Source organism: Mangrovibacter plantisponsor (assembly GCF_003182475.1).
In the GTDB taxonomy this organism is placed as follows: domain Bacteria; phylum Pseudomonadota; class Gammaproteobacteria; order Enterobacterales; family Enterobacteriaceae; genus Mangrovibacter; species Mangrovibacter plantisponsor.
The window spans coordinates 67,506-82,893 of the sequence record NZ_QGTS01000020.1 but is presented as its reverse complement, the minus strand read 5'-3'; the positions used below and the strand labels follow the sequence as shown (position 1 = coordinate 82,893).

The window sequence follows — 15,388 nt, the reverse complement described above, 5'->3', positions numbered from 1 at the left end:
AATAACTGGTGTGAAGACCTGCCGGAAAACCATGAGCCCCAGCTGGTGCCGCCGCAACTGCGCTGGCTGACAGAGCGGAATGATATTTACCTGGAAGTGCCCCGTTACCGGATTGAAGTGATGTGGGGAGGAATGATTTTTTTGGTAGTTATATTCACTTTTATTATTTTCTTTCTTGCCTTTTATAGTATCGCGATTGCTCATTATTTTTTTGTCATCACGGCCTTTTTAACCTCTATCGTCATTTTATGTTTAGTTTTTTTTGCCCTGAAAACTTATTTTATCGAACCTCGCAGCCTGCCAATACGCCTGAACCGCAAGCGGCAAAAACTCTATGTATATAACTATAAACAGCCCTGGCAGCCCTGGCGGAAAGCCATAACCCGTATCAGTGTGTATAACTGGGCAGATATCCACGGAGAAGTCCATTTTGAAAGCACCCCGGGTATCCGTGGCTACCACCTGTATGGGGCACTGTGTGAACCCGGCACTCACCAGGTGGTGGAGCGCTTTGTGCTGGCGAAAGAGTGGGGGGAGCGGGAGCAACTGAACCAAATCTGGAGTTACCTGTGTATGTATATGCAGCACGACGATGAACTGCCACCGCCACGCAATGCCGGAACCGCGGACTTCTGGCAACCCCGTAAGGCCGATGCCTGGCCGGAAGCCATGGAGCGGGAATCCACCAGTAGTAGCTAAGAGCCTGCAGATACTTTTATTTTCATATCGTAGCTGCAGACTTTCCGACACGAGGGGTATTACCCATGCACCGGTATACCCTGCATCCAGGTGCGAATACCGTCCAGAAACATCTGAGTGGCGATCATCACCAAAATAAGCCCCATCAACCTTTCCAGCGCATTAACGCCTTTTTCACCCAACAGCCGTAAAAACAGTGAAGACTGCAGCAAAATGATGAAGGTGCCTCCCCATGCAACCAACAGGGCGATGACTAAATGCCCCATTTGGTTGGGATACTGGTGAGAAAGCAGCATCAGTGTTGCCAGCAGTGATGGCCCGGCAACCAGCGGAATCGCCAGCGGCACAATAAACGGCTCTTCACCGGCTGGCAGGCCACTTGAACTTCCCGTGGGGGCAGGGAAAATCATCCGAATGGCAATCAGGAATAAAATTATCCCACCTGAAATTGAAACAGTTTCTGCGTGTAAGTTAAGTAATGACAGGATTTTCTCACCTGCAAATAAGAAAATCAGCATAAACAGCAACGCAATTAATAGCTCCCTTATCATTATTTTGCGGCGCCGTTTGGGCTCGGTATGCTTCAGCACAGACATAAAAATGGGTAAATTTCCGAGAGGATCCATAATCAGGATCAACAAAACTGCTGCGGAAATGATTTCATTCATAAATAAATTTCCATAATAATAAATTCGGAATTTCTGCTAAATAAGCCGTGCTTCTGATGAGATGGTCATCATTGATTAATTTCACTTGCGACTTTAGCTGCTTTTTGTAAGGTGAAAGGATAAACCGGTTCCCTCACGGGTACACAAAAAACGCACACATCTTTGCAGGAAAGATAAGTTATGAAAAATGTTGGTTTTATCGGATGGCGTGGCATGGTTGGTTCCGTGCTCATGCAGCGCATGGTTGAAGAGCGCGATTTTGACGCCATTAACCCCATCTTCTTCTCTACCTCTCAAACCGGGCAGGCTGCACCTGCGTTCGCCGGGAAAGCTGCTGGCACTTTGCAGGATGCCTGGAACCTGGACGCACTGAAAGCCCTGGATATTATCGTGACCTGCCAGGGCGGCGATTATACCAATGAAATCTATCCAAAGCTGCGGGAAAGCGGCTGGAAAGGTTACTGGATAGATGCCGCATCTTCCCTGCGAATGAAAGATGATGCCATTATCATTCTGGACCCGGTTAACCAGAAGGTTATTGACGATGGTCTGAATAAAGGCATTAACACATTTGTGGGCGGTAACTGTACTGTCAGCCTGATGCTGATGTCCCTGGGCGGTTTGTTTGCCAATGACCTGGTTGAGTGGGCGTCTGTTGCTACTTACCAGGCTGCTTCCGGCGGTGGCGCCCGCCATATGCGCGAACTGTTAGCGCAAATGGGGCAGTTGCATCATGAAGTGGCGGCAGAACTGGCAGATCCGGCATCGGCTATTCTGGATATCGAACGCAAAGTAACCGCGCTGACACGCAGCGGTGCATTACCGGTCGATAATTTTGGTGTGCCGCTGGCTGGCAGCCTGATCCCGTGGATTGATAAACAACTCGATAACGGCCAGAGCCGTGAAGAGTGGAAAGGCCAGGCGGAAACCAACAAAATTCTCGGGACCACATCAACAATTCCCGTAGATGGCTTGTGTGTGCGCATTGGCGCGTTACGCTGCCATAGCCAGGCTTTCACACTGAAACTGAAAAAAGACGTTTCCGTTGCGACCATTGAATCAATGCTTGCTGAGCACAACGACTGGGTGAAAGTGATTCCGAACGACCGGGAAATCAGCATGCGTGAACTGACGCCTGCTGCGGTAACCGGCACATTGTCTACGCCGGTTGGACGCCTGCGTAAACTCAATATGGGCCCGGAATACCTTTCTGCTTTTACCGTTGGCGACCAACTGCTGTGGGGCGCGGCTGAACCGCTGCGTCGTATGCTGCACCAACTGGCCTGATTAGCATTTTATGCTTCGTGGGAGGGGATCCCCTCCCGTTTTCTTGCGCACTACATGGAGTAAACGCGATGTTCATTTTTTTCTCGGGAGTCAGCTAAACCATTGACTATGCTTAAAGAGAGCGTGCTTGCCACGTTTCTGCTTTTTGTGTGACAGAGTGGCAGGGAGAAAGACTGCGCTGTCAGGTCAATAAAATAAGTGGGCATGCCTGCGCACATGCGTAAATCGGACAGGTATGACACATAAAAACAGGATGCTTACCATGTCTGTGTGTATTGATAAGGACGTGATAACTGCGCTTTTTGCTGGCCAGAATTCGGATCCGTTTTCCGTGCTGGGTATGCATAAGACCGATGCCGGGCTGGAAGTTCGCGCATTGTTACCTGATGCCACGGAAGTGTGGGTGATTGAACCGAAAACTGGCCGGAAAGTTGGCCAGCTTACATGTCTTGATTCTCGTGGCTTTTTCGCCGCGGTGTTGCCTCGCAGAAAAAATCCTTTCCGTTACCAACTGGCTGTGTCCTGGCATGGGCAACAGAACCTGATAGATGACCCCTATCGTTTTGGCCCTTTATTGCCGGAAATGGACGGTTGGTTATTGTCGGAAGGTACTCATATGCGCCCTTACGAAGCGATGGGCGCGCATGCCGCAACTATGGATGGTGTGACGGGTACGCGGTTTACTGTCTGGGCACCAAATGCCCGCCGGGTTTCGGTGGTTGGGGAGTTCAACTTCTGGGATGGGCGACGCCACCCTATGCGCTTACGCCGCGAGTCGGGGATTTGGGAAATCTTCATTCCGGGAGCGCACAATGGGCAGCTCTACAAATTCGAGTTGCTGGATTGCCACGGCAATTTACGCATTAAATCAGACCCATATGCATTTGAAGCGCAAATGCGCCCTGACACGGCATCAATGATCTGCGGGTTGCCGCCAAAACAGACAATCAGTGAATCACGCCAGCGCGCGAACGACTTCGATGCCCCCATTTCGATTTATGAAGTGCACCTCGGCTCCTGGCGCCGCCATACTGATAATAACTTCTGGTTAAGTTACCGGGAGCTTGCTGAACAGCTTGTGCCCTATGTGAAAAGTATGGGCTTTACCCATATCGAACTGTTACCCGTCAATGAGCACCCGTTTGATGGCAGTTGGGGTTACCAGCCTCAGGGGTTATATGCGCCAACACGGCGTTTTGGTACGCGTGATGACTTTCGCTATTTCGTTGACGCAGCCCATGCTGCCGGGCTGAACGTCATTCTTGACTGGGTGCCGGGCCATTTCCCGGTAGACGATGCCGGTTTAGCGCGTTTTGATGGCACGGCGCTGTATGAACACCAGGACCCACGCGAAGGTTTTCACCAGGACTGGAACACCCTGATTTATAACTTTGGCCGCCGTGAAGTGCAGAACTTCCTGGTGGGTAATGCGCTGTACTGGATGGAGCGTTTTGGGATTGATGGCTTGCGTGTGGATGCTGTTGCCTCAATGGTCTATCGCGATTACAGCCGGGCGCAGGGTGAGTGGATCCCCAACGAATTTGGTGGGCGTGAAAACCTCGAAGCTATTTCATTCTTACGCCAGACCAACCAGATAATTGGCAAGGAAGTACCTGGTGCTGTCACGATGGCGGAAGAATCCACCGATTTCCCCGGCGTTTCCCGGCCAGATGGCCTCGCATTCTGGTTTAAATGGAACATGGGCTGGATGCATGACACGCTGAATTACATGAAACTGGACCCGGTCCATCGGCAGTATCACCACGACCAGATGACGTTCGGCATGCTGTATAACTACAGCGAAAACTTTGTCCTCCCCCTGTCTCACGATGAAGTGGTTCACGGGAAACGGTCTATTCTTGATCGTATGCCCGGTGATGCATGGCAGAAATTTGCCAACTTACGCGCTTATTACGCCTGGATGTGGGCCTTCCCAGGTAAGAAATTGTTATTCATGGGAAATGAGTTCGCGCAGGGGCGTGAGTGGAACCATGATTCCAGCCTGGACTGGCATTTACTGGAAGGTAAGGATAACTGGCATAACGGCGTACAGCGCCTGGTGCGCGACCTGAACCACACCTATCGGCACCACAAGGCGTTGCATCAACTAGACTTTGACTCTTATGGGTTTGAATGGCTGGTTGTTGACGATAAGGCCAACTCAGTATTCGCGTTTATCCGGCGTGACAAGCAGGGCAATGAAATCATTGTGGTGAGCAATTTCACCCCGGTTCCTCGCGAGCACTACCGTGTAGGGGTTAACCAGCCTGGTCGTTGGCGCGAAGCCGTTAATACCGATTCTCAGTACTACCATGGCAGTAATATGGGCAATGGCGGCGTCATCCAAAGTGATGCTATCCAGAGCCATGGGCGTGAACACTCGTTGTGTTTAACCGTGCCGCCGTTGGCAACAATTTGGCTGGTGCGCGAGGGGGATATCGATGACACAACTGCTGGCGGGTAATTCTGCGCCCCTTGGCGCGGTGTTTGATGGCCACGGTGTGAACTTCACTTTGTTCTCAGCTAATGCTGAGCAGGTTGTGTTGTGCCTGTTTGGCGAAGATGGCAACGAAGAACGCCACTTGTTACCTGCCCGTACTGGCGATATCTGGCACGGTTACCTGCCCGGCGCCCGTCCTGGCTTGCAGTATGGTTACCGCGTACATGGCCCCTGGTCGCCAGAGCAAGGGCACCGGTTCAATCCGGAAAAATTGCTTCTCGACCCGTGTGCCCGCCAGGTTATTGGTGACGTTCCCGATCACGCATTGTTCCATGGTGGCCTGGATAACCCCGACCACCGGGATAACAGCAGTGTGATGCCGCGCTGCGTGGTTGTTCACGCTCATTTTGAATGGGAAGACGACGAGCCGCTGCGTACCCCCTGGGGGGAAACGGTTATTTATGAAGCGCATGTACGTGGCCTTACACGCCTTCACCCGGGTATTCCGGCGGAGTTACGCGGCACGTATCTTGCGCTGGCTCACCCGGCCATGCTCGATTATTTCCAACAACTGGGAATTACCGCGCTGGAGTTAATGCCGGTGATTCAGTTTGCAACAGAACCGCGTTTGCAGCAGATGGGGCTCAGCAATTACTGGGGTTATAACCCTCTGGCGATGTATTGCCCGGAGCCGGGTTATGCTTCGCACCCTGAATCAGCCCGGGCTGAGTTGTGTACTGCAGTCAAAGCGTTACACCAGGCGGGAATAGAAGTTGTCCTGGATATTGTGCTCAATCACACGGCAGAAACGGATCTCTTTGGCCCAACCTTTAGCTGGCGCGGAATTGATAACGCCAGCTATTACTGGCTGCAGGGCAACGGGGATTACCACAACTGGACGGGGTGTGGTAACACGCTGAATCTGAGCCACCCGGCGGTAGTGGAGATGGTGGTTGATAATCTGCGCTACTGGGTGGAGGAGTTTCATGTTGATGGTTTCCGCTTTGATTTGGCGAGTGTGATGGGGCGTACTCCAGAGTTTCGCCAGGATGCCCCATTGTTCGAAGCGATTCGCCAGGATCCGTTGCTATCTCAGGTGAAACTGATTGCTGAACCCTGGGATATTGGCCCGGGGGGTTATCAGGTGGGGAATTTCCCGCCACTGTTTGCCGAATGGAATGACCACTTTCGCGATGGTATGCGGCGCTTTTGGCTGAGTGGCGGTGCAAATCCTGGTGAGTTTGCCTGCCGCTTTGCGGCTTCCAGCGATGTGTTTCGCCACCATGGGCGCAGCCCTTCGGCCAGTATTAACCTGGTGACGGCTCACGATGGCTTTACGCTGCGCGATTGTGTCAGCTTTAACCACAAGCATAACGAAGCGAATGGTGAAGAAAACCGTGATGGCACCAGTGCGAATTTCAGTAACAACCATGGTGAGGAAGGCCCGACAGGCAATATTCATATTCAGGAGCGCCGCCGCCATTCAGCTCATGGCTTACTGGCGACTTTGTTGCTTGCTCAGGGGACACCTATGTTACTGGCAGGCGATGAGCACGGGCATACCCAGCACGGCAATAATAATGCCTACTGCCAGGACAACGAGCTGACCTGGCTGGACTGGGCGAATAAGAATGAAGGGCTGACGGCGTTTACTGCCGAACTACTCAAACTCAGAAAGCAAATCCCTGCACTGGTCCGTAACCAGTGGTGGGATGAGGGCGATGGCAGTGTTGTCTGGCTTAACAGCCAGGCCGGGCCGCTGAGCCCTGAGGCCTGGCAGTCAGAGATAAAGCAGTTGCAGGTACTGCTTTCAGGGCACTGGCTTATCACCCTGAATGCCACTCAGTCTGTTAGTGAATTTGTTTTACCCGAAGGGGAATGGCGTGCTGTCCCCCCATTTGCCGGAGAGGATAACCCGGTGGTAATGGCTGTATGGCATGGGCCCGCGCACGGAGTGTGCGTTTTTTACCGGTCATAAATAAAGGAGTCAGTCATGATAAGATTAGATAAGAACGATTCGTTGATGTTGGCGCGTGAGCTGCCAATGAAGTCGGTTGCCCTTATTCTTGCCGGGGGCCGGGGGACACGCTTAAAAGATTTAACCTCAACACGCGCCAAACCTGCCGTCCACTTCGGCGGCAAATTTCGCATTATTGATTTTGCCCTGTCTAATTGTATTAATTCCGGTATTCGTCGCATTGGCGTGATTACGCAATATCAGTCGCATACGCTGGTTCAGCATATTCAGCGCGGCTGGTCGTTTTTCAATGAAGAAATGAATGAATTCGTTGATTTACTACCCGCACAGCAGCGTGTCCATGGTGAAAACTGGTATCGCGGTACTGCTGACGCCGTGACGCAGAACCTGGATATTATCCGGCGTTATAAGGCCAGCTATGTGGTGATCCTTGCCGGTGATCATATCTACAAGCAGGATTATTCCCGCATGTTGATTGACCATGTGGAGAAAGGTGCCAAATGTACCGTTGCCTGCCTGCCAGTTCCTGTTGAAGAAGCCCGCGCGTTTGGGGTCATGGCTGTCGACAACGAAGAACGCATTATTGATTTTGTTGAAAAACCAGAAAAACCGCCAGCGATGCCTAACGACGCGACAAAAGCACTGGCGAGTATGGGTATTTACGTCTTTGATGCGGATTATCTTTACCGGTTGCTGGAAGAAGATGATAAGGATGAGCAGTCGAGCCATGATTTTGGTAAAGACATCATCCCTAAAATTACCAAAGCTGGTGAAGCATTTGCTCACCCCTTCCCGTTGTCCTGCGTGCAGTCAGACCCTGAATCTGAACCTTACTGGCGTGATGTAGGTACGCTGGAAGCCTATTGGAAAGCTAACCTTGATTTGGCCTCGGTAACCCCCGAACTGGACATGTATGACCAGAAATGGCCAATTCGCACCCATATGGAACCACTTCCCCCCGCTAAGTTTGTGCAGGACCGCTCTGGTAGCCACGGCATGACACTCAACTCGCTGGTGTCTGGTGGCTGCATTATCTCGGGGTCTGTGGTGGTGCAGTCGGTGTTGTTTCCCCGTGTGCGAATAAATTCATTTTGCAATATTGATTCTGCAGTGCTCCTGCCCGATGTGTGGATCGGCCGTTCGTGCCGTTTGCGACGCTGCATTATTGACAGAGCCTGTGTCATTCCCGAAGGAATGGTCATTGGTGAAAATGCCGAAGAGGATGCCCGCCGTTTTTATCGCTCCGAAGAAGGCATTGTTCTGGTAACGCGTGAAATGCTGGCCCGTCTGGAGGCCTGAACAACAGGGAGCCTTCACTGACACAGTGTGGGCCAAACATTGAACGGGAGCGACAATGCAGGTTTTACATGTATGTTCTGAAATGTTTCCGCTGCTGAAAACGGGTGGCCTCGCAGATGTCATCGGTGCGTTACCGGCAGCACAGATTGCAGGTGGCGTTGATACGCGTGTTCTGTTGCCTTCTTTTCCTGATATTCGCAAGGGTATCACTGACGCGCAGGTAGTCACCCGACGGGATACGTTTGCCGGGCCGATGACATTGTTGTATGGGCATTTTAATGGTGTGGGCATCTATTTGATTGATGCGCCACATCTTTATGAACGCCCGGGCAGCCCTTACCACGATACCAATTTGCATTCCTATACCGATAATGTGTTGCGGTTTGCCCTGTTAGGTTGGGTGGGAAGTGAGCTGGCTTGCGGCCTGGATTTGTTCTGGCAACCGGATGTGGTTCATGCTCATGACTGGCATGCAGGCCTGGCACCGGCATATCTCGCCGCGCGTGGGCGGCCAGCAAAATCCGTTTTTACTGTGCATAACCTTGCCTACCAGGGGTTGTTCTATGCCAAACACATGGCAGAGATCCAGTTGCCTGGTGAGTTTTTCAATATGCATGGCCTGGAGTTCAACGGGCAAATTTCTTTCCTGAAAGCGGGTCTCTACTATTCTGATCACATTACCGCCGTGAGCCCTACCTATGCTCGTGAAATAACCGAGTCACAGTATGGCTATGGTATGGAAGGGTTGTTAACGCAGCGGCACAGGGAAGGGCGGTTGAGTGGGATCCTTAACGGTGTGGATGAAAAAATTTGGGATCCGGCCCATGATTTATTACTTACTGCCGCTTATGACCGTGATTCTGTGGAAGCGAAAGCGGAAAACAAACGCCAGCTCCAGATAGCCATGGGGCTAAAGGTTAATGACAAAGTGCCGTTGTTTGCAGTAGTCAGCCGTCTGACCAGTCAGAAAGGCCTGGATTTGGTGCTTGAAGCCCTGCCGGGCTTACTGGAACAAGGTGGGCAACTGGCATTACTCGGCGCGGGTGACCCGGTACTGCAGGAGGGTTTTCTGGCAGCTGCCGCAGAGCACCCCGGGCAGGTTGGGGTACAGATAGGTTATCACGAGGCGTTTTCTCACCGAATTATGGGTGGAGCAGATGTGATTCTGGTTCCGAGCCGGTTCGAACCCTGTGGGTTAACGCAATTGTATGGGCTGAAATATGGCACGTTGCCGTTGGTGCGACGTACAGGAGGTTTGGCGGATACCGTTTCTGATTGCTCGTTGGAAAACCTGGCTGATGGTCTCGCCAGTGGTTTTGTATTCGAAGACAGTAATGCCCTTTCGCTTCTACGGGCGATTCGTCGGGCTTTTGTGTTGTGGTCACGCCCATCGTTATGGCGCTATGTCCAGCGCCAGGCGATGAGTATGGACTTTAGCTGGCAGGTAGCGGCGCAGTCCTACCGCGAACTTTATCAACGCTTGATTTAGTCTCCAGGAATCACTGTTATGAACGCACCCTTTAGCTATGCATCACCTACTCTCAGCGTCGAGGCGTTGAAGTATTCCATTGCCTACAAACTGATGTTTACCATCGGTAAAGACCCGGCTATTGCCAATAAACATGAGTGGTTGAATGCTACGTTGTTTGCCGTAAGGGACAGAATGGTCGAGCGTTGGCTTCGTTCCAACCGGGCTCAGCTCTCCCAGGAAGTTCGCCAGGTATATTACTTGTCGATGGAGTTTCTTATTGGCCGCACACTGTCAAATGCACTGTTGTCTTTGGGAATTTATGAAGACATTGACGGGGCGTTGAAAGAGATGGGGCTCTCTCTTGAAGAGCTTATCGAAGAAGAAAACGACCCGGGCCTGGGTAATGGTGGTTTGGGTCGCCTTGCAGCATGCTTTCTGGACTCCCTGGCAACACTTGGGTTACCAGGCCGTGGCTACGGAATTCGTTATGACTACGGCATGTTCAAACAGAACATCGTCGATGGCCGCCAGAAAGAATCGCCGGATTACTGGCTGGAATACGGGAACCCATGGGAGTTCCGCCGCCATAATACGCGCTATAAGGTGCGGTTTGGTGGGCGTATTCAGCAAGAAGGCAAGAAAACGCACTGGGTGGAGACTGAAGAGATCCTGGCGGTTGCCACTGACCAAATTATTCCTGGCTATGATACGGACGCAACCAATACGTTACGGCTGTGGACTGCTCAGGCCAGTAGTGAAATTAACCTGGGTAAATTTAACCAGGGCGACTATTTTGCTGCGGTGGAAGATAAGAACCATTCAGAAAACGTGTGCCGCGTTCTCTACCCTGATGACTCCACCTATTCAGGCCGGGAGTTACGTTTGCGCCAGGAGTATTTCCTGGTGTCCGCCACCATTCAGGATATCCTGAGCCGCCACTGGCAAATGCATAAAACTTTCGACAATCTGGCTGATAAGATTGCTATCCACCTGAATGACACACACCCAGTATTGTCGATTCCTGAATTGATGCGCCTGTTGATAGATGAGCACGGTTTTGGCTGGGATGAAGCATTTGAGGTGACCTGCCAGGTCTTCTCTTATACCAACCATACATTGATGAGCGAAGCGCTGGAAAGCTGGAGTGTGGATATGCTGGGCAAGATTTTGCCCCGTCATCTGCAGATTATTTTTGAAATAAACGACTATTTCCTGAAAACGCTGCAGGAACAATACCCGGAAGATGTGGGGCTGTTGGGCCGTGCTTCAATTATTGATGAATCCAATGGGCGCCGTGTGCGTATGGCCTGGCTTGCTGTGGTGGTCAGCCATAAAGTGAATGGTGTTTCTGAGTTGCATTCAAACTTAATGGTGCAGTCACTGTTTGCTGATTTTGCGGCTATCTTCCCAATGCGTTTTTGTAATAAGACCAATGGGATTACCCCACGGCGCTGGCTGGCGCTGGCAAACCCTGGTTTGTCTAAAGTGCTGGACGATAACATCGACCATAACTGGCGTACTGACCTGAGCCTGCTGCGTGAGCTTAAGGAACACATCGATTATCCATCAGTAAACAACGATATTCAGCACGCCAAACTGGAAAATAAAAAACGCCTTGCTGACTGGGTTGCTCAGCAAATGGGGGTTGTCCTGAATCCCCATGCGTTGTTTGATGTGCAGATAAAACGTATCCATGAATACAAACGCCAGTTGATGAATGTATTGCATGTGATTACACGCTATAACCAGATTAAAGCAAATCCGGACGCCGACTGGGTGCCGCGAGTTAATATTTTTGCTGGTAAAGCGGCTTCTGCCTATTACATGGCGAAGCACATTATTCACCTGATAAATGATGTCGCGGCGGTTATTAATAATGATCCCCAGGTAAAAGATCTGCTGAAGGTGGTCTTTATTCCTAACTACAGTGTTAGCCTGGCGCAGGTGATTATTCCTGCGGCTGATCTTTCGGAACAAATTTCACTGGCAGGCACCGAAGCATCGGGTACCAGTAATATGAAGTTTGCTCTGAATGGCGCACTGACTATTGGTACGCTGGATGGTGCGAACGTGGAGATGCTGGAACATGTTGGCGAAGATAATATCTTTATTTTTGGCAACACAGCAGAACAAGTGGAAGCACTGCGCCGTAAGGGTTATAACCCGCGTGAGTATTACGAGAAAGACAAAGCGTTGTACCAGGTTCTGACGCAAATCGCGACTGGGGTGTTCAGCCCGCAGGAGCCGGGGCGTTACCGGGATCTGGTTGATTCACTGATAAACTTTGGCGACCACTACCAGGTGCTGGCTGATTACCGTAGCTATGTGGATTGCCAGAAACGAGTGGACGAGCTTTATCGGACACCAGAAGAGTGGACCACAAGGGCAATGCACAATATTGCCAATATGGGGTATTTCTCCTCTGACCGCACCATTCAGGAATATGCCGATGAAATTTGGCATATAAAACCGGTAAGGCTTTAATGTAGTTGTTATGAATGAAAAGCGCCTCTGAGTGGGGGATTTCAGAGGCGCTTATTTCTTTGTACTCAGGATGCCAGTGAAAGCCTGCTGTCTGACGATTGTTGGTGTTCAGACAGCCACTGCGCAACACGGGTTTGTTGGGCTTCAGTTAACCACATACCTTGCTTGGTGCGGCGCCAGATAGCGTCGTCCAGTTCACGTACCCACTCGTGAGTGACCAGATAATGCAGCTCTGCCTCATAAAACTCATGGCCGAAATCTTCACCTAAATCTGCCACGCTGCTGGCACTGCCAATGATTTTCTCACTGTTGCTGCCATATGTGCGGGCGAGATGGCGGGCGAGTGATTCAGTCAGAAAACTGAATTTTCGCCGTAACTGCGCTGCATAATCATCCCGGTCACCAGAGAAATGGCCGCCAGGCAGGACTGCGCCTTTGGTCCAGGCGGGTTTAATATTGGGGTAATAGTGGCTGAGCTTATCCATCGCGTGTTCGCCCAGTTTCCGGTAAGTAGTGAGTTTGCCACCAAATACCGATAGCAACGGGGCTTTGCCTTGCTCGTCGTGAATATCCAGCGTGTAATCACGGGTAATGGCTTGTGGTGAATCAGACTCATCATCACACAACGGACGTACCCCTGAATAACTCCAGACAATATCTTCTTGTGTGAGTGTCTTTTTAAAGTGCGCGTTATAGGCATTCAGCAAGTAACGAATTTCGTTGTCGTCAATCTGAACGCTTTTCGGGTCGCCCTTATATTCAACATCGGTAGTACCAATGATCGAAAACTCATCCATCCAGGGAATAACAAACACAATGCGTTTGTCTTCGTTTTGCAGAATATAGGCCTGCTTTTGTGTATGGACACGCGGTACCACTATATGGCTGCCTTTGATTAAGCGAATGCCGTAAGGCGATGGCAAGTGTAAGCCGTCATCGAAGAAGTGTTTCACCCATGGACCAGTTGCATTGACCAACCCACGTGCTTGCCAGGTATGGCGCTTGCCGGTGTCTGCATCTTCAGCTTCAACTACCCACAAGCCATTTTCGCGGCGTGCCGAGGTAACACGCGTGCGGGTGAGAACCTGGCCTCCTTTTTCTTCCACCATTTGTGCATTAGCCAGCACAAGCCTTGCATCATCCACCCAGCAGTCGGAATATTCGAAACCGCGCACAATTTCAGGTTTAAGCACTGAATCTGCGCCAAAACGCAAACCGCCAGAACCAGGTAAACTGGTGCGTTTACCCAGATGGTCGTACATAAACAGACCAATGCGGATCATCCAGGCCGGGCGTAAATGCGGGCGGTGAGGTAAGCGGAAGCGCATAGGAAAGGCGATATGTGGTGCCATGTTGAGCAGCACTTCACGTTCAGCCAGAGCTTCACTCACCAGGCGAAATTCGTAGTGTTCAAGGTATCTCAGCCCGCCATGAATCAGTTTTGAACTGGCAGATGATGTCGCACAGGCTAAATCCTGAGCTTCTAATAACAGGACAGACAAGCCTCTACCGGCAGCGTCTACAGCGATGCCAGCACCATTGATGCCGCCACCGATCACAATCAGATCTTTGGTTTCCATTATGCCCCCACGCATTTTCGTTAAAGCTCAAAAATGTTCGATATCGCTCATAATAGCAAGGGAACGCGCTTTTGGTAACAAGAAAAAAACAATTTCGCGTGATATGCATAACACAATGGCGCATTAACGCTCAGCCACGTACACTGGGTGCCAGAGAATCAGGCCCCATTTTCCTTATCAGGAAACGGGTTTTATCCCCTATACAGAAAAGAGTAAGCGCAGATAATGGATAACTTTGAGTGTATTAATGTTGAACAGGCTCACCAGAAATTACACATTGGTGGTGCGGTGTTAGTGGATATCCGTGATCCACAAAGTTATACCCTGGCGCATACCCCTGGCGCGTTTCACCTTACCAACGCTTCTTTACCGGCATTTATGCAAAACACGGATTTTGATACACCCGTATTGGTGATGTGCTACCACGGCAACAGCAGTAAAGGTGCGGCTCAGTACTTGTTGCAACAAGGCTATGATGAGGTGTACAGCATTGATGGCGGTTTTGAGGCATGGCATCGTCAGTTCCCGGCGGAAGTCGCTCAGGGTGAAGAGTAATTTTTGCCGGCATCATTTAACCAGTATACTGCTATGACTATTATGGATAAGCAGGTTGTTACCCTATGCTGATGGTTGCCTCATTTGAAAACCCGCGTATGGCCCAGGCGTTCGTCGATTATATGGCGACTCAGGGCGTACACCTGAGTTTGCAACACCGGGTGAATACGGATATCTGGCTGGAGGATGAAAGCCAGGAGTCACTAGTCAGAGAAGCGCTGGAGCACTTTCTGGCAAACCCCAACGATCCTCGTTATCTCGCGGCCAGTTGGTCGACGGGCCATACCGGTAGCGGGCTACATTATCGGCGTTACCCTTTCTTCGCGACACTGCGTAGTAAAGCTGGCCCACTGACACTGGGCATGCTGGTTTTGTGTGTGGCCGTGTATATTTTGATGCAGATAGTCGGGGATCAACAGGTAATGTTGTGGCTGGCCTGGCCGTTTGAGCCCTCGCTCAAATTCCAGGTCTGGCGTTATTTTTCGCATATCTTGTTGCATTTTTCGTTACTGCATATCGCATTTAACCTGGTGTGGTGGTGGTACCTGGGCGGCCCGGTCGAAAAGCGCCTTGGTAGTGGTAAATTGCTGACTGTCACCCTGATCTCCGCCTTACTCAGCGGCTTTATACAGCACTATTTTGGCGGGCCATGGTTTGGCGGTTTATCGGGTGTGGTATATGCCTTAATGGGTTATGTGTGGTTGCGGGGCGAGCGTGACCCGTCTTGCGGTGTGATGTTACCCCGCGGGTTGATGGTGTTTGCACTGCTCTGGCTGGTGATTGGCTGGTTTAATGTTATGGGGATGTCTATTGCCAATAGCGCACACCTGACTGGTTTGCTGGTGGGGCTGGCGATGGCACTGGTTGACAGCAGCCAGGCGCGAAAACGCGCATAACCGCTTTGGTCGCGAAAACGGCTCTTGCGCC

11 protein-coding genes are annotated in these 15,388 nt (G+C 51.1%); 9 read left to right on the top strand and 2 right to left on the bottom strand.

Going from position 1 to position 15,388, the window contains the following annotated elements:
* Positions 1–699 (top strand): DUF6708 domain-containing protein (locus DES37_RS23015; protein ID WP_110028008.1); only part of this gene is annotated, 699 nt, incomplete at its 5' end.
* A gap of 59 nt (positions 700–758) precedes the next feature.
* On the opposite strand, the gene DES37_RS23010 is transcribed toward DES37_RS23015, so the two are convergent.
* Complete coding sequence (locus tag DES37_RS23010; protein WP_036111276.1) at positions 759–1,367, bottom strand: YhgN family NAAT transporter; 609 nt, start codon at positions 1,365–1,367, stop codon at positions 759–761.
* Positions 1,368–1,547: 180 nt separating this feature from the next.
* Here DES37_RS23010 and asd point away from each other — a divergent pair, with 180 nt between their 5' ends.
* The 6 genes from asd to glgP all read left to right on the top strand — a co-directional run bounded on the left by asd (position 1,548) and on the right by glgP (position 12,326).
* Positions 1,548–2,654: an aspartate-semialdehyde dehydrogenase gene (gene asd / locus DES37_RS23005; protein ID WP_110028007.1), complete on the top strand. Its 1,107-nt coding sequence runs from the start codon at positions 1,548–1,550 to the stop codon at positions 2,652–2,654.
* 262 nt (positions 2,655–2,916) lie between these two features.
* Complete coding sequence (gene glgB / locus DES37_RS23000) at positions 2,917–5,118, top strand: 1,4-alpha-glucan branching enzyme (RefSeq protein WP_110028006.1); 2,202 nt, start codon at positions 2,917–2,919, stop codon at positions 5,116–5,118.
* Positions 5,096–7,072: a glycogen debranching protein GlgX gene (gene glgX / locus DES37_RS22995; protein ID WP_110028005.1), complete on the top strand. Its 1,977-nt coding sequence runs from the start codon at positions 5,096–5,098 to the stop codon at positions 7,070–7,072. Before glgB ends, glgX begins: the two co-directional genes overlap by 23 nt.
* 15 nt (positions 7,073–7,087) lie before the next feature.
* Complete coding sequence (gene glgC / locus DES37_RS22990) at positions 7,088–8,371, top strand: glucose-1-phosphate adenylyltransferase (RefSeq protein ID WP_036111266.1); 1,284 nt, start codon at positions 7,088–7,090, stop codon at positions 8,369–8,371.
* A gap of 55 nt (positions 8,372–8,426) precedes the next feature.
* On the top strand, positions 8,427–9,860 hold the full coding sequence (glgA, locus tag DES37_RS22985; RefSeq protein WP_036111263.1) for a glycogen synthase GlgA: 1,434 nt from the start codon (positions 8,427–8,429) through the stop codon (positions 9,858–9,860).
* A gap of 18 nt (positions 9,861–9,878) precedes the next feature.
* Positions 9,879–12,326, top strand: coding sequence for a glycogen phosphorylase (gene glgP / locus DES37_RS22980; RefSeq protein ID WP_110028004.1), 2,448 nt, complete (start codon positions 9,879–9,881; stop codon positions 12,324–12,326).
* A gap of 65 nt (positions 12,327–12,391) precedes the next feature.
* Here glgP and glpD read toward each other — a convergent pair whose 3' ends face one another.
* Positions 12,392–13,906: a glycerol-3-phosphate dehydrogenase gene (gene glpD / locus DES37_RS22975; protein ID WP_110028003.1), complete on the bottom strand. Its 1,515-nt coding sequence runs from the start codon at positions 13,904–13,906 to the stop codon at positions 12,392–12,394.
* Positions 13,907–14,131: 225 nt separating this feature from the next.
* Between glpD and glpE the strand changes: the two genes are divergently transcribed.
* Both glpE and glpG read left to right on the top strand, forming a co-directional pair.
* Positions 14,132–14,461 carry a thiosulfate sulfurtransferase GlpE gene (gene glpE, locus DES37_RS22965; protein ID WP_036111255.1) on the top strand — a complete coding sequence of 110 codons (330 nt, stop codon included), beginning with the start codon at positions 14,132–14,134 and terminating at the stop codon, positions 14,459–14,461.
* 65 nt (positions 14,462–14,526) lie between these two features.
* Complete coding sequence (glpG, locus tag DES37_RS22960) at positions 14,527–15,357, top strand: rhomboid family intramembrane serine protease GlpG (RefSeq protein ID WP_110028001.1); 831 nt, start codon at positions 14,527–14,529, stop codon at positions 15,355–15,357.
* The last annotated feature ends 31 nt before the right edge of the window (positions 15,358–15,388 follow it).

Coding starts and splice junctions, on each gene's coding strand:
- glgA (WP_036111263.1), top strand. CDS start 8,427: ATGCAGGTTTTACATGTATGTTCTGAAATGTTTCCGCTGCTGAAAACG.
- glgX (WP_110028005.1), top strand. CDS start 5,096: ATGACACAACTGCTGGCGGGTAATTCTGCGCCCCTTGGCGCGGTGTTT.
- glpG (WP_110028001.1), top strand. CDS start 14,527: ATGCTGATGGTTGCCTCATTTGAAAACCCGCGTATGGCCCAGGCGTTC.
- glgC (WP_036111266.1), top strand. CDS start 7,088: ATGATAAGATTAGATAAGAACGATTCGTTGATGTTGGCGCGTGAGCTG.
- glpE (WP_036111255.1), top strand. CDS start 14,132: ATGGATAACTTTGAGTGTATTAATGTTGAACAGGCTCACCAGAAATTA.
- glgB (WP_110028006.1), top strand. CDS start 2,917: ATGTCTGTGTGTATTGATAAGGACGTGATAACTGCGCTTTTTGCTGGC.
- glgP (WP_110028004.1), top strand. CDS start 9,879: ATGAACGCACCCTTTAGCTATGCATCACCTACTCTCAGCGTCGAGGCG.
- DES37_RS23010 (WP_036111276.1), bottom strand. CDS start 1,367: ATGAATGAAATCATTTCCGCAGCAGTTTTGTTGATCCTGATTATGGAT.
- asd (WP_110028007.1), top strand. CDS start 1,548: ATGAAAAATGTTGGTTTTATCGGATGGCGTGGCATGGTTGGTTCCGTG.
- glpD (WP_110028003.1), bottom strand. CDS start 13,906: ATGGAAACCAAAGATCTGATTGTGATCGGTGGCGGCATCAATGGTGCT.